Origin of the sequence: Bradyrhizobium sp. ORS 278, from assembly GCF_000026145.1 — a bacterium.
GTDB lineage: Bacteria > Pseudomonadota > Alphaproteobacteria > Rhizobiales > Xanthobacteraceae > Bradyrhizobium.
Window position 1 is genome coordinate 6,274,410 of the sequence record NC_009445.1, and the last position, 21,710, is coordinate 6,296,119.

Consider the following 21,710-nt stretch of genomic DNA (forward strand, 5'->3'; position numbering starts at 1 on the left):
ATGACGCCGAATCATGGCGTTAGTGTAGTCAGGCCTCGAACAGGTTCAGTACAGTGTCCGCAGCGGCCGTTGCGCCGAGCCGTACGGCACCCAGCGGCAGGCGAACGAAACGTAGCCGCCATAGTGCGGATCGACCGCGCGGAATTTCGCGACCTTGCCGTAGGACGCGCAATGATCGACCGCGATCTGGCGCGCATCCGTGCTCTGGGCCAACTGATAGGCGATGATGCCGCCGGTGTCGTTGCCCTTGAACGGCGGCACCACGTCGGCCCGGGCGGGCGCGCCGGCCAGCAGCATCCCCGCGGCCAGCAGGCCTGCCGTCTTCACCAATCCGACCTTCAGCATCCGCATTGCATTCTCCCAAAGCGCTACCGCCATCCTAAAGGTCCTGTCCGGCCAAGAAAAGAACACCGGCCGGGGGTTAACAGGACTAATCGTGGAGTGTTGCCGCGTTGCACTTGACCTCCTGGAACAGGCGCGGCACGGTCCATGCTCCTGCATCAGACCTTGCGGACGGCCCATGCGCGACTTCAGCACATCTCTCACGATCCTCGGTGCCGGCTGCGGCGCGCTGCTCGCCGCTCTGGTCGCGACCGCTCCGGCCCACGCCGCCAACCCGCTGGAGATGAACTTCTGGCTCTCCGGTCCCAAGTATGAGGGCCGGGTCGCCCCGTGCGAGGCGGCCATCCCGACCATCGTGAGCCGGTTCCAGGACAAGGAAAGCACCTTCTGGAATTCGTCGCTGACGATCACCGGCGTCGCCAATGTCCGCGAGATCGCCTTCCGCCCCTGGCAGTCGGACAACATCCCGCGCCGCTTCTGCACCGGCAGCGTGATGATCAGCGACGGCAAGGCGCGCACGCTCAATTATTCGATCATTGAGGACGGCGGCTTCGCCGGCTATGACCAGGGCGTCGAGTTCTGCGTCGTCGGCCTCGACCGTAACTGGGCGTTCAACCCGGCCTGCCGCGCCGCCAAGCCCTGAGTCGCGGGCGACGCCTCCACCAAAATCACGGGTGACGATCGGCTGCTCCCGGGCAGCCGTTTTTGTTCTTGAAATGTTCCTGGGGGCTGCTAGGTTCCTGGCATTGTCCGGGGAGTTCGCCATGTTTGATGACCTGCGCCGACCAGCCGTCCTGCTTGCCAGAACCGTCGTTTGTTTGGCCCTGCTGCTGGGTGCGCTGGACGCTGCACCCGTGGAGGCTCAGGACCGCCGTCAGAACGCGCCGGGCGCGTTCGACTTCTACGTGCTGTCGCTCTCGTGGTCGCCATCATTCTGCGCCGAGGCCGAGGAGCGTGGCGGACGCGGCAGCCGCTCGCAGCAATGCAGCGGACGGCCCTACTCCTTCGTCGTGCATGGGCTGTGGCCGCAATACGAGGCCGGCTACCCCGAATATTGCGAGCAGCCGTCGCCCCGCCTGCCGCGCAACATCATGACCTCGATGCTCGACCTGATGCCGGCGCCCGGCTTGATCTACAATGAGTGGGACAAGCACGGCACCTGCTCCGGTCTGTCGGCCAAGGCCTATTTCGAGGCCATCCGCAAGGCCCGCGCCGTGATCAAGATCCCGCCGGAGTTCCTGGACCTTGCGGAAGCCAAGACATTGGCGCCCGCCGCGATCGAGGACGCGTTCATCAAGGCCAATCCCAAGTTGACCAATTCAGCCATCGCGGTGACCTGCAATCGAACCCGGCTCAGCGAGGTTCGGATCTGCCTCTCCAAGGACCTCGAATTCCGTAGCTGCGACGAGGTCGACCGTCAGGCGTGCCGCCGTGACGAGGTCAACATGCCGCCGGTGCGCGGCGGCTAGCCCACAACCTCGCGCTCGGCCGGCGGACACCCGCGCCTGCCGAGAGCGGCCGCAGGCCAACGACGGGGTACCTTTTCCTCGCGGAACGGCGTAACTGCTGCGGCATGAACTACCGACACGCCTTCCACGCTGGCGGCTTCGCCGACGTCATCAAACACATCGTGCTGACCCGCATCCTGGTCTACCTCCAGGAGAAGCCGGCGGCATTCCGGGTCATCGACACCCATGCCGGCGCCGGTCTCTACGACCTCACCGGAGACGAAGCCACGCGCAGCGGCGAGTATCTCACCGGCATCGCGCGGCTGCTGCAGGCGCGCCTGTCGGACGAGGCTTATGCACTCTTGCAGCCATATCTGGACATCGTCCGATCGTTCAATCCGAAGGCCGATCTCGTCGCCTATCCCGGCTCGCCGCTGATCGCGCGCGCGCTGCTGCGGCCGCAGGACCGCATGACCTTGTGCGAGCTTGCCGATGTCCCGCGCAAGCAACTGATCGATGCGCTGCGGCGCGATACCCAGGCCCGCGTCGTCGATCTCGACGGCTGGGTCGCCCTGCCCGCCTTCGTGCCGCCGAACGAGCGCCGTGGCGTCGTGCTGATCGATCCCGCCTTCGAGGCCAAGGATGAGTTCGAGCGCATGAGCGACCGCTTTGCCGCAGCCTTCGCGAAGTGGACCACCGGTATCTACGTGCTCTGGTATCCCGCCAAGAGCCGCCGCGCCACCGAACAGCTTGCTGATCAGGTCGCGCATCTCGCAGCTGCGGCGAAGCCGCCGGGCAAGGTGCTGCGCGTCGAGTTCAGCGTTGCGCCGCAGATCGAAGGCGAGGCGCTAACCTCCACCGGTCTGCTGATCGTCAATCCGCCCTGGACATTGCATGATGAGCTCAAGCTCATCCTGCAGGAGCTGGTCAGGCCGCTCGGCCAGGGCGGCCCTGCGCGCTTTCGTCTCGACATCCCCAAAGCTTGAAGCGGAAGTTCGTCGAAAAGCCGTAGTCAATCGGCGCGGAACCGTATTAATGTGTCTGACTGTAAGACTGGCTTTACGTTCCGCTTCCGCGAATGGTTGCGGCGGGGTGATCAAGGCCTAACAAGATCCGGCGATCCGGCGCGGCGAGCGCTGGGCGTTAAGGTGGCCAACGCTTTCCGATCAAAGTGATGTCCGGTCGGACGCTGCGCAGGGCGCGCAGTGGAGGAAGCATTGCGGGGGAGGAGTTTCCCGATGGCCATGACTGGGACAGTCAAGTTCTTCAACGGTGAGCGCGGCTACGGCTTCATCAAGCCGGACGATGGTGGTCGCGACGTGTTCGTGCATATCACGGCAGTGGAGCGCGCCGGGCTGAAGGATCTGACCGAGGGACAGCGTATCAGCTTCGAGGTTGAGCCGGACAAGAAGGGCAAAGGCCCGAAGGCGGTGAACCTGGTCCTGTCGTCGTAGCCACGGCCCGCCGGGCAGGCTCGCATCTGACGCGAGCCGCTGCAGCGGGCGTCGACGTGACTTCATCAGTCGAAAACCGCCGGCAGCGCGTCCGGCTTCGCGCTCGAGCCGCGCATTCTGGTTGCGCGCGCAGACGCGCGCCTGAGTGCTGACGGTCACGCGACAAAAAAATCCCGGCCGCGCGAGCAGCCGGGAGGATGTCGTTCGACTTTCTTCTTCCTATCCCGTCTTGTTGCTTTGCCGTTTTGCCATCAGAAATGGAAGTTGATGCCTGCGCGGATCATTCCAGACCGATAGTCGTTCTTCGCCCCCGTGATCACGAAATTATTGCTGTCGAGATCGACGTAGAGATACTCGATCTTCGCGGTCCAGTTCTGCGCCAGGCCGAACTCGGTGCCGACGCCGAGCGTCCAGCCGACGGCGGTGTGCGATTCCGAAAGGCCGAAGGTCTCGGCGCGCAGGCCACCGAGCGCGAGACCGCCGGTGCCGTAGAACAGGATGTTGTTGAAGGCATAGCCGACGCGGCCGCGCAGCGTGCCGAACCAGGGGTTCGAGAACTTCCACGGCGCGAAGGTGTCGTTGGCGCCGCTGAGATTGATGTCGCCCTCGATGCCGAGCACCCAGGGACTGCCATTCTGCCAGTTGTAGCCGGCCGTCACCCCGCCGACGAGCCCCGAGGGCTTGGTCGCGCTGTTGCCGACCGTCCCCCATTGATAGCCCAGCGTGCCGCCGAGATAGGGGCCGGCCCAGCTATAGGCGTTGAGGGGCTGGTTGACCGTATAGGGCGCGCCGCGGCCGTAGCCGTAGCCCAGATCGGCCGCCTGCGCCGACCCCGATCCCAGAGCCGCTGCGCTCAGGCCCGCGACAGCGGCAGCACCGACCAAGAACCTTTTCATTGCTCACTCCACGCCACTTGCCGTCGCCACCCGGAGCAAGCGCCGCGCGATGGGCGCGGGCCGGTGTGGTTACGGAACCCCGACTTTTTTCGTGAGCATTTATCGAGAGTTTTAGGTTAAGCCGTTGTTAAGCCCGGTTAGCAGGCCATTAACGTGCTTAACGAAGCGTTACCGCCCTCCTCGTCTGTCCTGCCCTGTGCATGGCGCCAGCGCATGCTGGCGGGACGGCGCGGCAGCGCTTAATTTGCTGACATGACCACCCAAAGCTCCGATCCACCCCAGGCGCCGGCGCCCCCGCACCGGCGTGGCGCCGCGACCGACCTGCCGCCCGAGGCCACCGATACGCCCGATCTCGATCCCGCCGCGTCCGGCGCGGACGAGGACGATGACGGCCGCCTGCCCGAGCTGACGGAAGAGAGCGCCGAGCCGGTCGGCGAGGGCCCGCTCGCGATCGGCCATGCCGCGATCGAGAACGCGGTGCGGCTGGCGCCAACCTCGCCCGGCGTCTACCGGATGCTGAACGCGGCGCATGACGTGCTCTATGTCGGCAAGGCCAAGAACGTCAAAAAGCGTCTTGCGTCCTATGCGCGCGCCAACGCTCCGCTGCCGGCGCGCATCCTGCGCATGATCGCGGCCACCGTGACCGTCGAGATCGTCTCGACCACCACGGAGACCGAAGCGTTGCTGCTCGAGGCGAACCTCATCAAGCAGCTCAAGCCGCGCTTCAACGTGCAGCTGCGCGACGACAAGTCGTTCCCCTACATCCTCATTACCGGCGACCATTGGGCGCCGCAGATCCTCAAGCATCGCGGCGCGCAGTCGCGGCCAGGCCGCTATTTCGGCCCGTTCGCCTCGGCCGGCGCGGTCAACCGCACCATCACGGCGCTGCAGCGCGCCTTCCTGATCCGATCCTGCACCGATTCGTTCTTCGAGAGCCGCACCCGCCCCTGCCTCTTGCATCAGATCCGGCGCTGCGCCGGACCCTGCACGCAGGAGATCGACTTCCCCGGCTATAGCGAGCTGGTCCGCGAGGCGACCGATTTCCTGTCCGGCCGCAGCCAGGCGGTGAAGGCGCTGCTCGCAAGCGAGATGGAGAAGGCCTCCGCCGAGCTCGAGTTCGAGACCGCCGCCGTCTATCGCGACCGCCTCGCGGCGCTGTCGGCGATCTCCTCGCAGCAGGGCATCAATCCGCGCACGGTCGAGGAAGCCGACGTGTTCGCCATCCACCAGGAGGGCGGCTTCTCCTGCGTCGAGGTGTTCTTCTTCCGCACCGGCCAGAACTGGGGCAACCGCGCCTACTTCCCGCGCGCCGAGAAGACGTTCACACAAGAGGAGGTGCTGTCCGCCTTCCTGTCGCAGTTCTACGACGACAAGCCGCCGCCACGGCTGATCCTGCTGTCGCACGAGATCGAGGAGGCCGAGCTGCTCGCCGAGGCGCTGTGCGTCAAGGCAGGCCACAAAGTGGAGGTGTCCTGCCCGAAGCGCGGCGAGAAGAAGGATCTCGTCACGCATGCCCTGACCAATGCGCGCGAGGCGCTCGGCCGCAAGCTCGCGGACACGGCGACGCAGAGCCGCTTGTTGGAGGCAATGACGACCACGCTCGGCCTGCCGCAGGTGCCGAAGCGCATCGAGGTGTACGACAACAGCCACATCCAGGGCACCAACGCGGTCGGCGCGATGATCGTCGCCGGCCCCGACGGCTTCATGAAGAACCAGTACCGCAAGTTCAACATCAAGTCGGAGGGGCTCACCCCCGGCGACGACTACGCGATGATGAAGGAGGTGCTGCAGCGCCGATTCAAGCGGCTGGTCGCGCCGTCGGAAAAGGACGTCGCGCGCGCGGCCAAGGAGGACGACGTGCCGCAATGGCCCGATCTCGTCATCATCGACGGCGGCCGCGGACAGCTGAACGCCGTCCGCGAGATCTTCACCGAGCTCGGCGTCGGCAACGTCGCGCTGATGTCGGTCGCCAAGGGCCCGGATCGCGACGCCGGCCGTGAGACGCTGTTCATCCCGGAGCGCGAGGCGATCAAGCTCGAGCCGCGCGACCCCGTGCTGTATTTCATCCAGCGCCTGCGCGACGAGGCGCACCGCTTCGTCATCGGCTCGCACCGCAAGCTGCGCAAGAAGGACATCCGCGAGGCCGGCCTGCAGGAGATTCCTGGCATCGGCCCCTCACGCAAGCGCGCGCTGCTGCATCATTTCGGCACGCTGAAGGAAATCGAGCGCGCCTCGATCGCCGACCTCGGCAAGGTCCCCGGCGTGAGCGCCGAGAGCGCGCGGAAGATCTTCGAGTACTTCCACAGCAATGCGAGCTGAGCGGACCGGGCGGAGTTGAGCTGTTCAACCCGTTCCGCGGTCAGCTTGAGCCCGGCTCTCTCCACGTCATTCCGGGGCGCGCGTAGCGCGAGCCCGGAATCCATAGCCACAAGCGGGCATGGGGACGGGACAGGATGTGGCGGTCATCCGCATCACCACTCCCGATCGCGGTTATGAATTCCGGGCTCGCCCTGCGGGCGCCCCGGAATGACGTGGATGGGCCGGTGCCCTAGCCTGCGCTAACGTAATAAATTATTTTACCCGGGCACAATTATCGGATATACACCCGGATGAAAATCCGGAGCCCCCCATGACCCCCGACCAGCGCAAGGCTGCCGTTGCCGCCTACAAGGAACGCAAGACCCCCGCCGGCATCTACGCGGTCATCTGCGCCGCGACCGGCGAGCGCTGGATCGGGTGCGCGCCGGATCTCGACAAGATTCAGAACCGGCTCTGGTTCACCCTGCGCCAGGGCGGCCACCGCCGCGGTGGGCTGCAGGCGGCCTGGGCCGCCCATGGCGAGGGCGCGTTCAGCCTGGAGGTGCTGGAAGCCTTCGACGATGAGGCGCTGGCCTACGTCCGCGACCGCGCGTTCGCCGAGCGCCAGGCGCATTGGTGCGCGGTTCACCAGGCCGAGGCGATCTGACGGCGGCGCGCGATTCGCACCGCTGTCATTGCAGCGCAATAGGATCGGTCCGCTCACCCGGCGCTGCGATCAGAGGGCTGGCGCTGCCGCGTCACGTTGCTTAAGGAAGCGTTGGCGCTCTCTTTGTCTCCGGGCGGGAGAGTTCCTATCTCCGCAAGACCTCGTTGCGATTTGCGTCATATCTGCGTCATCCTGCCCGGGCTGCCCGGCTCGGAGGTTGACGTTCGAACGGCGGCAGTATTGGTACACCGGATGAATATTGCGACCACACGCGTGCCCAGCAAGACGTCGACGTCTCTGCCGAACATCCTGACCTATGCGCGCATCGCCGCGATACCGGTCGTGGTCGGCTGCATCTACGCGCAGTCCATCATGGACTACCCGCTGTGGCTGCGCTGGGTCGCCGTCGCGGTGTTCATCGCCGCCGGCATCACCGACTATCTCGACGGCTATTATGCCCGCATCTGGAACCAGCAGTCGGCGTTCGGCCGCATGCTGGACCCGATCGCCGACAAGCTGCTGGTCGCGTCGTGTCTGCTGATGCTCGCCGCCGACAACAGCATCCATGGCTGGACCTTATGGGCGGCGATCGTGATCCTGTGCCGCGAGATCCTGGTGTCGGGGCTGCGCGAATATCTCGCCGCGCTGCGCGTCAGCGTGCCCGTGACCAAGGTCGCCAAGTGGAAGACCACGATGCAGCTGATCGCGATCGGCTTCCTGCTGGCGGGCGAGGCCGGCGACCAGGTGGTTCCGGTGGTGACGATGATCGGCATCGTGCTGCTGTGGGCCTCGGCGATCTTCACGATCTATACCGGCTACGATTATTTCCGCGCCGGCATTCACCACCTCATCGAGGAAGACTCGCGATGAAGGTGAAGTATTTCGCCTGGGTGCGGGAGCGCATCGGCAAGGCCGAGGAGACCATCGAGCCGCCGGCCGATGTGCGTACCGTGGGCGAGCTGATCGCCTGGCTCACCGAACAGGGCGAGGGCTACGCCTATGCGTTCGAGAAGCCGAAGGTGATCCGCACGGCGATCGACCAGACCCACGTGCAGCCGGACACGGTGATCGCCGGCGCCCGCGAGATCGCGTTCTTCCCGCCGATGACCGGCGGCTGAGGCGCGCCGGAACACAACCGCCATGACCGCGATCGTTACCGTCCGCGTGCAGCACGAGGATTTCGACACCGCCGCCGAGATCGCAGCCCTCAGCCATGGCCGCACCGACATCGGCGCCGTCGTCAGCTTCTCCGGACTGTGCCGCGGCAACGACCACGCCACCCCAATCTCGGCGCTGACGCTCGAGCATTATCCGGGCATGGCGGAAGCCGAGATCATGCGTCATGCCGAGCAGGCAATGGCGCGCTGGCCGCTGCAGGGCCTCACTGTCATCCATCGTTTCGGCCGCATCACGCCGGGCGAGAACATCGTGCTGGTGGTGACCGCATCCAGCCACCGCCAGGCGGCGTTCGAGGCGGCCGAGTTCCTGATGGATTATCTCAAGACCAACGCGCCGTTCTGGAAGCGCGAGGAAACCAATGATGGCGGCAGCTGGGTCGAGGCCAAGAGCCACGACGATGCCGCCGCGGCGCGCTGGACGAAGTGATGGCGAAGACAGTCAAGACGGCCGCACCGCGCAAGACGCAAGCGCCCAAGCTGCCCAAGCTGCCCAAGGTCAACGCCGGCGAGCTCGTCACGCTTCTCGACTATCTCCGCTACGCCGTGAGCTGCTTCCAGAGTGCCGAGCTGGTGTTCGCGCACGGCACCACCGATCCGGTCGCCGAAGCCGCCTTCCTGATCGGCGAAGCCTTGCATCTGCGTCCGGATCAATTCGAGACGTTCATCACCGCCCGCGTTACCGCGGCCGAGGGCAAGACCATCCTCGACCTGATCTCGGCGCGGATCGCCACGCGCAAGCCGGCGGCGTACCTCGTCCACAAGGTCTACATGCGCGGCCTGCCGTTCTATGTCGACGAGCGCGTCATCGTGCCGCGCTCCTTCATCGGCGAGCTGCTCGAGACCCATTTCGGCGGCGCGGAGGCGGACGGCACCTCGCTGATCGACGATCCCCTGGCGGTCGACAGCGTGCTCGACCTCTGCACCGGCTCAGGGTGCCTTGCCATCCTCGCGAGCCGGCACTTTCCGAATGCCGTCATCGATGCGGTCGACATTTCCAAGGACGCGCTCGCCGTCGCGGCGAGGAACGTCGCCGACTACGAACTCGGCGAGCGCATTTCGCTGCATCGCGGCGATCTGTTCGCACCGCTCAGCCAGCGCCGCTACGACCTGATCATCACCAATCCGCCCTATGTCGATGCCGAGGGCATGGCCGGCCTACCCCGGGAATGCCGCGCCGAGCCGGCGCTGGCCTTCGACGGCGGCGCCGACGGCCTCGACATCATCCACCGCATCATCGGCGAAGCCCGCGACCATCTCACCGCGGAAGGCGGGCTGCTCTGCGAGGTCGGCCGCGACCGGCCGCAGATCGAAGCCGCCTATCCGGACCTGCCGCTGCTGTGGCTCGATACCGAGGACTCCGAGGGCGAGGTGTTCTGGATCACGGCGCGGGATCTGGTCTGACGCGCGCTGACGCGAAATGACGCAGCGGACTTCCAATAAACGGCACAAACTGCTGCCGCTGTGCAGAATTCGCTCACCAGGGCAGCGCCAACGCCGGACCTTTGACATTTCCGTCCGGGCGCGAAGCTGATAGCTTGCCAGAGGCCCGGATCATCGGCTGACCACGTCGGCGCGCGCATTCAGGCCCCTCACGCACGATCCGTTTCGGTCAGTGTCTGGCAATCGCTCCGCCACCTTTCCGGGTCATGCTGTCGCCGTCGTACAATCTGCCTCAACTCCCCGAGAGGTCCCCATGCTGGACAAGAGCCCCCGCCCCGCCGTCACCGTTCCGAATGATCTTGCCGCGCATTGGATGCCGTTCACCGCGAACCGCGCCTTCAAGAAGAATCCGCGCCTGCTCGCCGGCGCCAAGGGCATGCACTACATCACCGTCGATGGCCGCAACATCATCGATGCCGCAGCCGGCATGTGGTGCTGCAACGCCGGCCATGGCCGCACCGAGATCGCCGAGGCGATCGGCAAGCAGGCCGCAGCGCTCGACTATGCGCCGCCGTTCCAGTTCGGCATTCCCCAGGCCTTCGAGCTCGCCAACCGCATCGCCGATCTCGCCCCCGCCGGGCTGGACCATGTGTTCTTCTGCAACTCCGGCTCGGAGGCCGCCGACACCGCGCTGAAGATGGCGCTCGCCTATCACCAGATCAACGGCCAGGGCAGCCGCACCCGCCTGATCGGCCGCGTCCGCGGCTATCACGGCGTCGGCTTCGGCGGCACCTCGGTCGGCGGCATCGTCAACAACCGCAAGCTGTTCGGCACGCTGCTCACGGGCGTCGACCACATTCCGGCGACCTATGACCGCGAGAAGCAGGCCTTCACCAAGGGCGAGCCTGAATACGGCGCGCACTTCGCCGAGGAGCTGGAAAACCTCGTCGCGTTGCACGGCGCCAACACCATCGCTGCCGTCATCGTCGAGCCGATGGCCGGCTCCACCGGCGTCATCCCCGCGCCGAAGGGCTATCTCAAGCGCCTGCGCGAGATCACCCAGAAGCACGGCATCCTCCTGATCTTCGACGAGGTCATCACCGGCTTCGGCCGTCTCGGCCACGCCTTCGCCGCCGAGCGCTATGGCGTGACGCCGGACCTCTTGACCTTCGCCAAGGGCGTCACCAACGGCGCGGCGCCGATGGGCGGCGTGCTGGTGCGCGACACCATCCACGACGCCTTCATGAGCGGCCCGGAGCACATGGTCGAGTTCACCCACGGCTACACCTACTCGGCGCATCCGATCGCCTGCGCCGCCGGCCTCGCCACGCTCGACATCTATCGCGACCACAAGCTGTTCGAGCATGCCAAGGCGATCGAGCCGAAATGGGCCGACGCCGTGATGTCGCTGAAGGGGCTGCCCAACGTCCTCGACATCCGCACCGTTGGTCTGACCGCCGGCATCGACCTCGCCCCGCTGCCCGACGCCGTCGGCAAGCGCGGCTACTCCGCGATGGAGCAGGCCTTCCACAACACCGACCTGATGCTGCGCATCGCCGGCGATACCCTGGCTCTGACCCCGCCGCTGATCATCAACGAGGACCAGATCGGCGAGATCGTCGAGAAGGTCGGCAAGGTTATCAAGGCCGTGGCGTAAGCCGCGCGGCATCGTCATCAATCACGACAAAATGGCGGCCCCCGTGGCCGCCATTTTCGTTGTTCCTCCAACGACGTCATTCCGGGGCAATCGTCATGTACGGTCGCAGAGCGGCCGTGCATGACGATTGAACCGGGGAATCTTGAAATTGTTAGCAACGCGTCAAACAACCTCGAGATTCCGGGTTCAAGGCCTGCGGCCTTGCCCCGGAATCGCAGCGCCTGCGACGAAGTCGAATGCACGGCCTCCTGCATTTTCAGAACACGATGTCGTGCGCTGAGGAGACAGAACGCAGCCGAATGGCGCCGGCGCGTCGGGGAACCTTCGCAAATCCTCCACGTTCATGTCGCGAGCCGGCGGTTCGCGCGCGGCGGACGGATGATCGGAGAACGCGCATGCTTGCACCGCCGGGAGAGCTGTTGCGATTGGGGCTCGAGCAGAGGCTCAACCGCGTCAAGCGCGCCACCCAGTCCTACATGCGCGACCGTGCGCGGCAGGCGACGGGTACGATAACGTCCTACGCGGTCGCCGCCGGGCTGTTCGCCGCGGCCGGCATCTTCCTGATCGCGGCCTGCATCGTCGGGCTGACCGCGCTGTTCCGCTGGGTGGAAATGAAATACGGGCTGTTCCCCGCCTTCGCGGTGGTCGGCGGTCTGATGGTGGCGCTGGCGGTGATCTGCGCGGTCGTCGCAGCGGTCAAGCTGCGCAGCCCGACCCCGCATTATCCATCGCTGTCGAGTCGCCTGCGCGTGGCGATCGCTTCGCCCGTGTCACGGCAGCCGGACAGCGACGAGATCGATCCGGATACGATCCCACTGGCGCCGTCGGCATCGGCGAATCACGCTCGCGCGCCGGGGCGGGTCAATATCCCCGTGGGCGTTGCCGTTGCGGCGCTGTTGCTCGGCGTGGCCGCCCTGCGCAGGCGTCATCGCGGCGCCTGAGAGGAGCGGCAGCGGCAGGGGGGCATCGCTCGCGTGCCGCCGCCGCGGTTGATCGAACAAACAATTTGAGCTGATCTTTTCGCGAGCGATCCGCAGCACGCAGATCGTGTCGAAACGTTTCGCGCGATGACGCGAGCGCGCCTCCGTTGTTCTACGGGCGGGCGCCAGTACGATTAAACTCCACTTCAGCACGAAAACTTGCGTAAATGACACGCAGCGCGGAAATCCACCGCGTTGTCCGGTATTTGAATCCTGCCGACTATCCTCGCGAATCAGCAGAAGTGCTAGGGTTGTGTTCGGTTGGGAGCGTCGCGCAGCATGATTCGTATCTCCACGATTTTTATCGCCATCTGCATGGTTCTGGTCGCGGCATCGCTCGGCCTGATCCTGTATTCGGTGGCCGGCATCAGTGGATCCGAATCGGCAATCGTGTCGCTGGCCGCGCTGACTTTTCTCATCCTCTACAACGCGGTGTCGATGCGGCTGCGCGACCGCTCCGACGTCGGCAGCCAGATCGCCGATCTGTCGCGCGGCACGGCGGACCTCGCCCGCCAGGTTGCCGAGTTTGGCCGGCGGCTGTCGGCGGTCGAAGGCCGCATCGTGTCGTCGAGCTCGGTCAGCGCCGATCGCCTCCAGAGCGTCGTTGGCGAGATCAACGAACTCGGCGGACTGATGAAGCAACTCGCTGTCACCGTCGCCCAGCATGAGGACCTTATCGCCGCCATTCCGCAGCAGGTGGCGACCCCGGCCGCTGAGGCCCCGGCCGTTGCGCGCGAGGCCACCAGCCCGGCGCCCGCAGCCCCCGTCGCATCCGCCGTCTATCCCGATCCGAAGGCCCTGCCCCCGGCCCCCTCGCATGCGAAGCCGAAGGAGGCGACCGCCACGTTCGGTGCGGCTCCGAGCATCGCCCCCGTGGTGCGGCCGCCGAACCCGCAGCCTATGGCTGCTGCGCCGGCTCCGCCCGTAGCCACGCCTGCCGCTCCGGCCGTGCCGCGCAGCCAGCCCCAGATCCTCGCGGCCGTCAAAGGCGCGATCGACGAGAACCGCCTCGACATCTACCTCCAGCCGCTGGTGACGCTGCCCCAGCGCAAGGTGCGCTTCTACGAAGCGGTGACCCGGCTGCGCGACGAGCGTGACCAGATCGTCGCGGCGGAGGACTTCATCGGCATCGCCGAGGCCGCAGGCCTGGTCGGGCGCATCGACCACATGGTGCTGCTTCGCTGCGTCCAGGTGCTGCGCCGCCTGATGGTGCGCAACAAAGACGTGGGGATCTTCTGCAACCTGTCGTCCGCGACTCTGAGCAGCCCGGCGAGCTTTGCCCAGTGTCTGGATTTCCTCGAGGCCAACCGCGCGCTGGCGCCCTCCTTCGTGCTCGAATTCAAGCAGTCGACCCTGCGCAGCCTGGGCCCGACCGAGACCGAGCACCTCGCGGCGCTGGCGCAGCGCGGCTATCGCTTCTCGATCGACCATGTCACCGACCTCCGGTTCGAGCCGCGCGAGCTCGCCGATCGCGGCGTCCGCTTCATCAAGGTGCCGGCCGCCCTGCTGCTCGACCCCAAGCAGAGCTCGGTGTCCGACATCCACCCGACTGATCTGTCCGACCTGCTCGGCCGTTTTGGCATCGACCTGATCGCCGAGCGGATCGAGGGCGAGAACAGCGTCGTCGACCTGCTCGATTACGACGTTCGCTTCGGCCAGGGCTTCCTGTTCGCGCCGCCCCGCCCATTGCGACCAGAGGGCGCATCTGCTACCGGCGAGGCCGCTGTCACCCCTCCGGGCGGGCAGGATATCAAGATTCAGGACCCCAATGCCGCCGGCACTCCCTCTCTCGATGCGTCGAACGCCAATGCAGCGACGCGCAGCGGCAATGCCGCTCTCGCCCGTCGCATCGCCGGGACCATCTAATTCGCGTCGCCGGCTATGACCGCGCTACGGTTCGAGGAGCGGTTGCGCGATCTGGTCGGCCGCAAGCGGGTGCTGCTGAGCGACATCTGGGGCGTCGTCCACAACGGCTTGGAATCGTTTCCCGAGGCCTGCGATGCGCTGCATTCCTTCAAGCGCGAGGGCGGTACGGTCATCCTGATCACCAATGCGCCGCGGCCAGCGGACTCGGTGCAGCGCCAGTTGCGCAAGCTTGGCGTTGCCGACGAGGTCTACAGCGCGATCGTCTCCTCCGGAGACCTGACCCGCCACTACGTCTCCGACCATCCCGGCGGCAAGGTGTTCTGGCTCGGCCCGGAGCGCGACAACTCGATCCATCGCGGCCTCGATCTGGCGTTGTCCCCGCTCGAAGCGGCCGACTACATCATCTGCACCGGCCTCTATGACGACGAGACCGAGACCGCCGAGGATTATCGGCCCATGCTGCTGCGCGCCCTCGCGCGCAAGATGCCGCTGATCTGCGCCAACCCGGACATCGTGGTCGAGCGCGGCGACCGCCTGATCTACTGCGCCGGCGCCATCGCCGAACTGTACCGCGAGCTCGGCGGCGAGGTGATCTTCTACGGCAAGCCGCACCGGCCGATCTACGACCGCGCGATGCAGCTCGCCGAGCAGCATGCCGGCCGGCCGGTCACGCGCGAGGAGGTGCTGGCGATCGGCGACTCCGTCCGCACCGATCTCGCCGGCGCGCACGGCTTCGGCATCGATTGCCTGTTCGTCACCCGCGGCATCCATTCCGAGGAGTTCGCCGGCATCGATCAGCTCGATCCGGCCTCGGTCAAGGAGCTGTTCGGCCACCCGCCCCGCGCGCTGATGCGCGAGCTGAAATGGTGACCGGATCCTGAAAATGAAAAACGCCCGGCCAAGCGCCGGGCGTCTTTTCATCTCGAGATTGATCAAGCGCGCGTCAGGCCGTCGCCATGTCCGGGAAGACAGCGTCGATCTTGGTCTTCAGGGTCGCGGCGTTGAACGGCTTGACGATGTAGTTGTTCACGCCGGCCTTCTTGGCGGCGATGACGTTCTCGGTCTTGGATTCCGCCGTGATCATGATGAACGGCGTGGTCGCCAGGTTCGGATCGGCGCGGACCTCGCGGAGCAGGTCGTAGCCGGTCATCGGCTCCATGTTCCAATCGGAGATCACAAGGCCGTACTTCTTGGCGCGCATCTTGTTCAGCGCCATCGAGCCGTCGCTCGCGTCGTCGATGTCCTCGAAACCGATCTGCTTCAGAAGATTCCTGATGATCCGGATCATGGTGCTGTAATCGTCGACGACGAGCACCGGCATCGTCAAATCAACCGCCATCTTGACTCCCCCAACGCGAACACAACGCGTACGCTGTTACCGGAACGGTATTTTCGGCTCAGGTCTTGAACGACCTCCGCCATCCGCATCCAGACGTAGCATCAGCCGTTAAACAGCGCGTTAACTGCGCCCCATTCGCATGTCCGCTTTGCTGCGCCGCATGAAAATCGGAACCCCTGCGGCTTGACTTCGGCAGGCCGGCCGCCCACGGTCGAGGCCAGCTTCGCCGCACCGCGGCTTGATGAATTCGCGAGATATTTCCGTCAGATGCCAGCTTTCCAGATCATCCGCGATGCCACCCCGCCACAGCACATCCTCAAGGGAGCGGTGGTGGCGATGGGAAATTTCGACGGTGTCCATCTTGGTCACCGGGCCGTGATCGAGGCCGCCATCGAGATGGGCAGGGCCAAGGGCCGCCCGGCCCTGGCGCTGACCTTCGAGCCGCATCCGCGGCGCTTCTTCAGCCCCAACACCCCGCAATTCCGGCTGACCGACGAGGCGGCCAAGCTGCGGCTGCTGGCCGGAGCCGGGCTGGCCGGCGCCGTGGTCATGACCTTCGACAAGGGCCGCGCCCAGACCTCGGCGCAGGATTTCATTCACCACGATCTCATCGGCCGGCTGGGCGTGTCCGGGATCGCCGTCGGCTACGACTTTCATTTTGGCAAGGGCCGGGTCGGCTCGCCCAGCCTGCTCGCCAGCGAGGCGCCGAAGCTCGGCATCACGGTCGAGGTCCAGCCGCATGTCGACATCGACGAACGGCCGGTGTCCTCCACCGCGATCCGCGAGGCGCTGGCCGAAGGCCAAGTGGCCGAGGCCACCGCCATGCTCGGCGGCCCCTGGTTCGTGACGGCGGAGGTCATCCACGGCGAGAAGCGCGGCCGCGACCTCGGCTATCCCACCGCCAACATGCGGCTCGACCGCGATTGCGGCCTGCGCCACGGCATCTATGCCGTCCGGGTCGGCCGCGGCCGCGGTGCGAACCGGGTCCTGATCGATGGCGTCGCCAATTTTGGCCGCCGCCCGACCTTCGACAACGGCGCGCCGCTGCTGGAGACCTTCCTGTTCGACTTCAAGGACAGCCTCTATGGCGAGGTGCTGGACGTCGCCTTCATCGGCTTCATCCGCGAGGAGGCCAGATTCACCTCCATCGAGGCCCTGATCCGGCAGATGGACGACGACAGCGCGAGGGCACGCGCCGTGCTGGCGGCAAACGCCGGCCTCTTCCCCCGGCTCGGCGAGATCGGCTGATTCTCCACCGCGTCCGTCATACCGGGGCAGCCCGCGAGGGCTGAACCCGGAATCTCGAGATTCCGGGCTCGATGCTTCGCATCGCCCCGGAATGACGCCGAAACACAGGATGACTTTGCGATTCGGCCGCCCGGCTGCTATGAGGAAGCCCCATGTTGATACGGCGCACCATCGGCATTAGCGGCCCGGCTTCCGCCTGAGCTTATCGAGCTCGGCGCAAGACCGGGATGTCTCTGCTCGTTCCGCCGCCCGCGATCGCAGATCGCGCCTCCGCGCCCCTCTTTGAGCTCATCAAGCCAGATCACGATGTCCGAGAAGCCGCAAAAATCCGACGCCGCCGATTATTCCAAGACCTTGTACCTGCCGCAGACGGAATTCCCGATGCGCGCCGGCCTGCCGCAGCGCGAGCCGGAGCTGCTGAAGTACTGGAACGACATCGACCTCTACGGCAAGCTGCGCGAGACCGCCAAGGGACGGCCGAAATTCGTCCTGCATGACGGCCCGCCCTATGCCAATGGCAACATCCACATCGGGCACGCGCTGAACAAGATCCTCAAGGACGTCGTGACCAAGAGCCAGCAGATGCTCGGCCACGATTCCAACTACGTGCCGGGCTGGGACTGCCACGGCCTGCCAATCGAGTGGAAGATCGAGGAGGAGAACTACCGCAAGAAGGGCAAGTCCAAGCCCGACTTCCGCGACTCCTCCGCCATGGTCGCGTTCCGCCGGGAGTGCCGCGCCTATGCCGAGCATTGGCTCAACGTGCAGCGCGAGGAGTTCAAGCGTCTCGGCGTGATCGGCGACTGGGACCATCCCTACGCCACCATGACCTATCCGGCCGAGGCGCAGATCGCGCGCGAGCTGATGAAGTTCGCCGCCAACGGCACGCTGTATCGCGGCTCCAAGCCTGTGATGTGGAGCGTGGTCGAGAAGACCGCGCTCGCCGAGGCCGAGGTCGAGTACGAGGACTATCAGTCCGACACGGTGTGGGTGAAGTTTCCGGTGACCTCTCCGGCGCATGGCGCGCTGGCCGGCGCCTCGGTGGTGATCTGGACCACCACGCCCTGGACGCTCCCCGGCAACCGCGCCATCTCGTTCTCGCCGAAGATCGCCTACGGCCTCTACGAGGTCACCGACGCGCCGGCGGACAATTGGGCCAAGACCGGCGACAAGCTCATCCTTGCCGACGCGCTCGCCGAGAGCGTGTTCAAGCAGGCGCGCGTGACGTCCTACACCAAGCTGCGCGACATCCCCAGCGACACGCTCGATGCGGTCGAATGCGCGCATCCGTTCAAGGGCCTCGAAGGCGGCTACAATTTCGTCGTGCCGCTGCTGTCAGGCGAGCACGTGACCGACGACACCGGCACCGGCTTCGTGCACACCGCCCCCGGCCATGGCCGCGAGGACTTCGACGTCTGGATGGCCAATGCCCGCGAGCTCGACGGCCGGGGCATCGCAACCACGATCCCCTACACCGTCGACGAGAACGGAGCGCTGACCGATCACGCCCCCGGCTTCACGGGAAAACGCGTCATCAACGACAAGGGCGAAAAGGGCGACGCCAACGAGGCCGTCATCAAGGCGCTGACCGACGCGGGCCTGCTGCTGGCGCGCGGCCGGCTGAAGCATCAATACCCGCATTCCTGGCGCTCCAAGAAGCCGGTGATCTTCCGCAACACGCCGCAATGGTTCATCGCGATGGACAAGGACATTGCGGACCACGGCGCAGCGAAGTCCGGCGACACCTTGCGCGCCCGCGCGCTGCAGGCGATCTCGGTCACGCAATGGGTGCCGGCGGCCGGCCAGAACCGCATCAACGGCATGATCGCCAACCGCCCGGACTGGGTGATCTCGCGCCAGCGCGCCTGGGGCGTGCCGATCGCCGTGTTCGTGCGCGAGAAGGGCGACGGCTCGGCCGAGATCCTGCAGGACGAGGCGGTCAACACCCGCATCGCTGATGCCTTCGCCAAGGAAGGCGCCGACGCCTGGTACGCCGACGGCGCGCGCGAGCGCTTCCTCGGCTCCCGCGCCAACGAGGACTGGAAGAAGGTCGACGACATCTGCGACGTCTGGTTCGACTCCGGCTCGACCCATGCCTTCGTGCTCGAAGACCCCGTGCACTTCCCCGGCCTCGCCGGCATCAAGCGCAAGGTCGATGGCGGCCGGGATACGGTGATGTACCTGGAAGGCTCCGACCAGCATCGCGGCTGGTTCCACTCGTCGCTCTTGGAGAGCTGCGGCACCCGCGGCCGCGCGCCGTACGACGTCGTGCTGACGCACGGCTTCACGCTCGACGAGAACGGCCGCAAGATGTCGAAGTCGCTCGGCAACACCGTCGAGCCGCAGAAGGTGATCAAGGAGTCCGGCGCCGACATCCTGCGCCTCTGGGTCTGCGCCACCGACTACGCCGACGACCAGCGCATCGGCCCGGAGATCCTCAAGAACACCATCGAGACCTATCGCAAGCTGCGCAACAGCATCCGCTGGATGCTCGGCACCCTGCACCATTACAAGCGCAGCGAGGCGGTCGCGTTCACTGAGATGCCGGAGCTGGAGCGGCTGATGCTGCATCAGTTGTCGCAGCAGGCCGAGGTGATCCGCCGCGCCTATGCGGCGTTCGACTACAAGACCGTGATCGCGAGCCTCGCCGCGTTCATGAACACCGAGCTGTCGGCGTTCTATTTCGACATCCGCAAGGACACGCTGTATTGCGACCCGCCGTCCTCCGTGGCGCGCAAGGCGGCGCTGACCGCGATCGACCTGATCTGCGACGCCATCCTGAAATGGCTGGCGCCGGTGTTGTCGTTCACCACGGACGAGGCCTGGCGGATGTATCGCCCGGATGCCCAGCCGTCGGTGCATCTGACCTTGTTCCCGGACGCGATGGACGGCTATCGCGACGATGCGCTCGCGGCGAAATGGGAGACCATCCGCAATGTCAGGCGCGTCGTCACCGGCGCGCTGGAGCTTGCCCGCGCCGCCAAGACCATCGGCTCCTCGCTCGAGGCCTCGCCGATCATCTATGTCGCCGATCGCGCGCTGCTCGGCACCTTGTTCGATACGGACTTGGCCGAGGTCTGCATCACCTCGAACTACGAGGTCCGCGAAGGCGAGGCGCCGGCCGAGGCATTCCGGCTCGATGCGGTGCCAGGTGTCGGCGTGGTCGTGGAGAAGGCCGTCGGCAGGAAATGCGCCCGCTCCTGGAAGATCCTGGAGAGCGTCGGCGAGGACGCCGAATATCCCGACGTCTCCCCGCGCGACGCGAAGGCGCTGCGCGAGTGGAAGGCGCTCGGGGTCGGCGTGTGATGCGCGCTGGCGCGACACACTCCGCCGTCGTCCCGGCGCACGCCGGGACCCGTAACCACCGGCCGTCCTGGTGAGCAAAGACTGATGACTCCGAGTCCTTTCCACCAACTGGCCGTCCGCGGTATGGGTCCCGGCGTACGCCGGGACGACAGCTGTGTTTGTCGCCGGCTTGGTCGTCAACTCATTAGCTTGCAATGACCCCCCGCCTCCGTCTCGGCCTGCTCGCCGGCCTCGCCACGCTGGTCGTCGACCAGGCCACCAAGCTGTGGCTGCTCTACGGATTCGACCTGGCCAACCGCGGCACCGTCAAGGTCACGCCGTTCTTCGATCTCGTGCTCGCGTGGAACATCGGCATCAGCTTCGGCTGGCTGCAGAACGACACCCCGCTGGCGCAATATGGCTTGATGGCGGTGAAGGCGATCGCGGTGGTGGCGCTGGCGATCTGGATGGCGCGATCGGAAACGAAGCTCGCGACCGCGGCGCTGGGCTTGATCATCGGCGGCGCGATCGGCAACGGCATCGACCGGCTGGCCTATGGCGCGGTGGTCGATTTCGCGCTGTTCCACATCGAGATCGGCGGCACGGTCTACAACTGGTACATCTTCAACATGGCCGACGTGGCGATCGTTGCCGGGGTGGCGGGCCTGCTGTATGACTCCTTCTTCGGGAGTCACGCCGCAAAAGCGCCCTGATCCGGGCCGATACCGGCCGATGCTCACCCGGAGCCAAGAGCCTGAGGTTCTTCACGTTTTCGGGATCGGCCTGACGACCGGAAGGTGCGCATGCGGCGCGTGCGCAAACCGGTCGATGAGTGGCCGGTTCGTCGCAGCACGAGCGGCACTGGACAAGCGAGGACAGGACAAGCCATGCGCAAGACCGAAGTCAGCGGCAGGATCATGACCCGCGCAGCCTTTCGCAGCCTGCGGCTTTCGGCGGTTGCGCTCGGCATCGGCCTCATCATGTCCGCGGGCATCGCCCGCGCGCAGGAGGAGGAAGAGGACGACAAGACCTTCGAAGAGAAGATCATCGACAATCTGATGCGCGGCCTCGGCGGCACCAACATGGAGACGCCGACGATCAACTATCGCGAGCGCTCACCGCTCGTCGTGCCGCCCAAGCTCGACTTGCCGCCGCCGGCGTCCGCTGCCCAGTCGAACGCGCCGAACTGGCCCAGGGACCCGGACGAGCAGCAGCGCCGCGCCGCAGCCGCCGCGCGCAAAAAGGAGAACAAGGACCCGATCGCCTCGTCTCGCCCGCTGACCCCCGCAGAGTTGAAGATGGGACGGACCGCCGCGGCGAAGCAGACCGAGCCGGTGCAGCCCGGCGTGAGCAACAGTCCGATCCTGAGTCCCTCGCAGCTCGGCTACAAGGGTGGCCTGTTCGGGATGTTCAAGGGCAGCGACAACGAATCCAAGACGTTCACCAGCGAGCCGCAGCGCGAGAGCCTGACGCAGCCGCCGCCCGGCTATCAGACGCCGTCGCCGAGCTATGCCTATGGCACCGGCAAGATGGAGCCGGTTGGCGGCAAGCAGATGGACATCCTGACCGGCAAGGAACGGTAAGCAACGGTGACGGCGCGGATGCGCCGCCTCCACCCTGCAATACCGGCTACGCCCCTGGCGAGCCTCGCGGTCGCCTCGCTATTAGCGAA

General features: G+C 66.1%; 21 protein-coding genes. 18 read left to right on the forward strand and 3 right to left on the reverse strand.

Annotation, left to right across the window (positions count from 1 at the left end):
- Positions 1–45 precede the first annotated feature (45 nt).
- Positions 46–351, reverse strand: a complete 306-nt coding sequence (locus BRADO_RS28135) for a hypothetical protein (RefSeq protein WP_012029596.1) — start codon at positions 349–351, stop codon at positions 46–48.
- 169 nt (positions 352–520) lie between these two features.
- On the opposite strand from BRADO_RS28135, the gene BRADO_RS28140 reads away from it, so the two are divergent.
- From BRADO_RS28140 to BRADO_RS28155, 4 genes are all read left to right on the forward strand, one after another.
- Positions 521–985 (forward strand): hypothetical protein, encoded by a 465-nt coding sequence (locus BRADO_RS28140; protein WP_012029597.1) that lies wholly within the window; start codon positions 521–523, stop codon positions 983–985.
- 121 nt (positions 986–1,106) lie between these two features.
- On the forward strand, positions 1,107–1,811 hold the full coding sequence (locus BRADO_RS28145; RefSeq protein ID WP_012029598.1) for a ribonuclease T2: 705 nt from the start codon (positions 1,107–1,109) through the stop codon (positions 1,809–1,811).
- Between the two features lie 104 nt (positions 1,812–1,915).
- Entirely contained in the window at positions 1,916–2,776 is an 861-nt protein-coding gene (locus BRADO_RS28150; RefSeq protein ID WP_012029599.1) for a 23S rRNA (adenine(2030)-N(6))-methyltransferase RlmJ, read from the forward strand.
- Between the two features lie 252 nt (positions 2,777–3,028).
- Positions 3,029–3,244, forward strand: coding sequence for a cold-shock protein (locus tag BRADO_RS28155; protein ID WP_006612991.1), 216 nt, complete (start codon positions 3,029–3,031; stop codon positions 3,242–3,244).
- A gap of 251 nt (positions 3,245–3,495) precedes the next feature.
- Here BRADO_RS28155 and BRADO_RS28160 read toward each other — a convergent pair whose 3' ends face one another.
- A complete protein-coding gene (locus BRADO_RS28160) occupies positions 3,496–4,140 on the reverse strand; it encodes an outer membrane protein (RefSeq protein ID WP_012029600.1) in 645 nt (214 codons plus the stop codon).
- 252 nt (positions 4,141–4,392) lie between these two features.
- On the opposite strand from BRADO_RS28160, the gene uvrC reads away from it, so the two are divergent.
- From uvrC to BRADO_RS28210, 10 genes are all read left to right on the forward strand, one after another.
- On the forward strand, positions 4,393–6,459 hold the full coding sequence (gene uvrC / locus BRADO_RS28165) for an excinuclease ABC subunit UvrC (RefSeq protein WP_012029601.1): 2,067 nt from the start codon (positions 4,393–4,395) through the stop codon (positions 6,457–6,459).
- Between the two features lie 310 nt (positions 6,460–6,769).
- Positions 6,770–7,105: a GIY-YIG nuclease family protein gene (locus BRADO_RS28170; protein WP_012029602.1), complete on the forward strand. Its 336-nt coding sequence runs from the start codon at positions 6,770–6,772 to the stop codon at positions 7,103–7,105.
- A gap of 252 nt (positions 7,106–7,357) precedes the next feature.
- The gene (gene pgsA, locus BRADO_RS28175; RefSeq protein ID WP_041757063.1) at positions 7,358–7,975 is read left to right on the forward strand and encodes a CDP-diacylglycerol--glycerol-3-phosphate 3-phosphatidyltransferase; all 618 of its coding nucleotides are present in this window, start codon (positions 7,358–7,360) and stop codon (positions 7,973–7,975) included.
- Complete coding sequence (moaD, locus tag BRADO_RS28180; RefSeq protein ID WP_012029604.1) at positions 7,972–8,223, forward strand: molybdopterin converting factor subunit 1; 252 nt, start codon at positions 7,972–7,974, stop codon at positions 8,221–8,223. The genes pgsA and moaD overlap by 4 nt, the downstream gene beginning before the upstream one ends.
- A gap of 22 nt (positions 8,224–8,245) precedes the next feature.
- Positions 8,246–8,710 carry a molybdenum cofactor biosynthesis protein MoaE gene (locus tag BRADO_RS28185; RefSeq protein ID WP_012029605.1) on the forward strand — a complete coding sequence of 155 codons (465 nt, stop codon included), beginning with the start codon at positions 8,246–8,248 and terminating at the stop codon, positions 8,708–8,710.
- Positions 8,710–9,684: a 50S ribosomal protein L3 N(5)-glutamine methyltransferase gene (gene prmB, locus BRADO_RS28190; protein WP_041757065.1), complete on the forward strand. Its 975-nt coding sequence runs from the start codon at positions 8,710–8,712 to the stop codon at positions 9,682–9,684. Before BRADO_RS28185 ends, prmB begins: the two co-directional genes overlap by 1 nt.
- Before the next feature lie 292 nt (positions 9,685–9,976).
- Positions 9,977–11,320 carry an aspartate aminotransferase family protein gene (locus tag BRADO_RS28195; RefSeq protein WP_012029607.1) on the forward strand — a complete coding sequence of 448 codons (1,344 nt, stop codon included), beginning with the start codon at positions 9,977–9,979 and terminating at the stop codon, positions 11,318–11,320.
- Between the two features lie 395 nt (positions 11,321–11,715).
- Complete coding sequence (locus BRADO_RS28200; RefSeq protein WP_041757067.1) at positions 11,716–12,261, forward strand: phage holin family protein; 546 nt, start codon at positions 11,716–11,718, stop codon at positions 12,259–12,261.
- A gap of 318 nt (positions 12,262–12,579) precedes the next feature.
- Positions 12,580–14,166 carry an EAL domain-containing protein gene (locus tag BRADO_RS28205; RefSeq protein ID WP_012029609.1) on the forward strand — a complete coding sequence of 529 codons (1,587 nt, stop codon included), beginning with the start codon at positions 12,580–12,582 and terminating at the stop codon, positions 14,164–14,166.
- 15 nt (positions 14,167–14,181) lie between these two features.
- Complete coding sequence (locus BRADO_RS28210; RefSeq protein WP_012029610.1) at positions 14,182–15,036, forward strand: TIGR01459 family HAD-type hydrolase; 855 nt, start codon at positions 14,182–14,184, stop codon at positions 15,034–15,036.
- 73 nt (positions 15,037–15,109) lie between these two features.
- On the opposite strand, the gene BRADO_RS28215 is transcribed toward BRADO_RS28210, so the two are convergent.
- Positions 15,110–15,505 carry a response regulator gene (locus BRADO_RS28215; RefSeq protein WP_006613531.1) on the reverse strand — a complete coding sequence of 132 codons (396 nt, stop codon included), beginning with the start codon at positions 15,503–15,505 and terminating at the stop codon, positions 15,110–15,112.
- Between the two features lie 267 nt (positions 15,506–15,772).
- On the opposite strand from BRADO_RS28215, the gene BRADO_RS28220 reads away from it, so the two are divergent.
- The 4 genes from BRADO_RS28220 (at position 15,773) to BRADO_RS28235 (ending at position 21,621) form a co-directional block, all read left to right on the forward strand.
- A complete protein-coding gene (locus tag BRADO_RS28220) occupies positions 15,773–16,753 on the forward strand; it encodes a bifunctional riboflavin kinase/FAD synthetase (RefSeq protein WP_012029611.1) in 981 nt (326 codons plus the stop codon).
- 306 nt (positions 16,754–17,059) lie between these two features.
- Entirely contained in the window at positions 17,060–20,059 is a 3,000-nt protein-coding gene (gene ileS / locus BRADO_RS28225) for an isoleucine--tRNA ligase (RefSeq protein WP_012029612.1), read from the forward strand.
- Between the two features lie 194 nt (positions 20,060–20,253).
- Positions 20,254–20,751 (forward strand): signal peptidase II, encoded by a 498-nt coding sequence (lspA, locus tag BRADO_RS28230; RefSeq protein WP_012029613.1) that lies wholly within the window; start codon positions 20,254–20,256, stop codon positions 20,749–20,751.
- A gap of 174 nt (positions 20,752–20,925) precedes the next feature.
- The gene (locus BRADO_RS28235) at positions 20,926–21,621 is read left to right on the forward strand and encodes a hypothetical protein (protein WP_041757069.1); all 696 of its coding nucleotides are present in this window, start codon (positions 20,926–20,928) and stop codon (positions 21,619–21,621) included.
- Positions 21,622–21,710 lie beyond the last annotated feature (89 nt).

Excerpts from the sequence above, each read along its gene's own strand:
- BRADO_RS28200 (WP_041757067.1), top strand. The coding sequence starts at position 11,716 with ATGCTTGCACCGCCGGGAGAGCTGTTGCGATTGGGGCTCGAGCAGAGG.
- BRADO_RS28145 (WP_012029598.1), top strand. The coding sequence starts at position 1,107 with ATGTTTGATGACCTGCGCCGACCAGCCGTCCTGCTTGCCAGAACCGTC.
- BRADO_RS28155 (WP_006612991.1), top strand. The coding sequence starts at position 3,029 with ATGGCCATGACTGGGACAGTCAAGTTCTTCAACGGTGAGCGCGGCTAC.
- BRADO_RS28215 (WP_006613531.1), bottom strand. The coding sequence starts at position 15,505 with ATGGCGGTTGATTTGACGATGCCGGTGCTCGTCGTCGACGATTACAGC.
- BRADO_RS28170 (WP_012029602.1), top strand. The coding sequence starts at position 6,770 with ATGACCCCCGACCAGCGCAAGGCTGCCGTTGCCGCCTACAAGGAACGC.
- ileS (WP_012029612.1), top strand. The coding sequence starts at position 17,060 with ATGTCCGAGAAGCCGCAAAAATCCGACGCCGCCGATTATTCCAAGACC.
- pgsA (WP_041757063.1), top strand. The coding sequence starts at position 7,358 with ATGAATATTGCGACCACACGCGTGCCCAGCAAGACGTCGACGTCTCTG.
- BRADO_RS28235 (WP_041757069.1), top strand. The coding sequence starts at position 20,926 with ATGCGCAAGACCGAAGTCAGCGGCAGGATCATGACCCGCGCAGCCTTT.
- BRADO_RS28160 (WP_012029600.1), bottom strand. The coding sequence starts at position 4,140 with ATGAAAAGGTTCTTGGTCGGTGCTGCCGCTGTCGCGGGCCTGAGCGCA.
- BRADO_RS28210 (WP_012029610.1), top strand. The coding sequence starts at position 14,182 with ATGACCGCGCTACGGTTCGAGGAGCGGTTGCGCGATCTGGTCGGCCGC.
- BRADO_RS28150 (WP_012029599.1), top strand. The coding sequence starts at position 1,916 with ATGAACTACCGACACGCCTTCCACGCTGGCGGCTTCGCCGACGTCATC.
- moaD (WP_012029604.1), top strand. The coding sequence starts at position 7,972 with ATGAAGGTGAAGTATTTCGCCTGGGTGCGGGAGCGCATCGGCAAGGCC.
- BRADO_RS28185 (WP_012029605.1), top strand. The coding sequence starts at position 8,246 with ATGACCGCGATCGTTACCGTCCGCGTGCAGCACGAGGATTTCGACACC.
- BRADO_RS28135 (WP_012029596.1), bottom strand. The coding sequence starts at position 351 with ATGCGGATGCTGAAGGTCGGATTGGTGAAGACGGCAGGCCTGCTGGCC.
- BRADO_RS28205 (WP_012029609.1), top strand. The coding sequence starts at position 12,580 with ATGATTCGTATCTCCACGATTTTTATCGCCATCTGCATGGTTCTGGTC.
- BRADO_RS28140 (WP_012029597.1), top strand. The coding sequence starts at position 521 with ATGCGCGACTTCAGCACATCTCTCACGATCCTCGGTGCCGGCTGCGGC.
- lspA (WP_012029613.1), top strand. The coding sequence starts at position 20,254 with ATGACCCCCCGCCTCCGTCTCGGCCTGCTCGCCGGCCTCGCCACGCTG.
- prmB (WP_041757065.1), top strand. The coding sequence starts at position 8,710 with ATGGCGAAGACAGTCAAGACGGCCGCACCGCGCAAGACGCAAGCGCCC.
- uvrC (WP_012029601.1), top strand. The coding sequence starts at position 4,393 with ATGACCACCCAAAGCTCCGATCCACCCCAGGCGCCGGCGCCCCCGCAC.
- BRADO_RS28195 (WP_012029607.1), top strand. The coding sequence starts at position 9,977 with ATGCTGGACAAGAGCCCCCGCCCCGCCGTCACCGTTCCGAATGATCTT.
- BRADO_RS28220 (WP_012029611.1), top strand. The coding sequence starts at position 15,773 with ATGCCAGCTTTCCAGATCATCCGCGATGCCACCCCGCCACAGCACATC.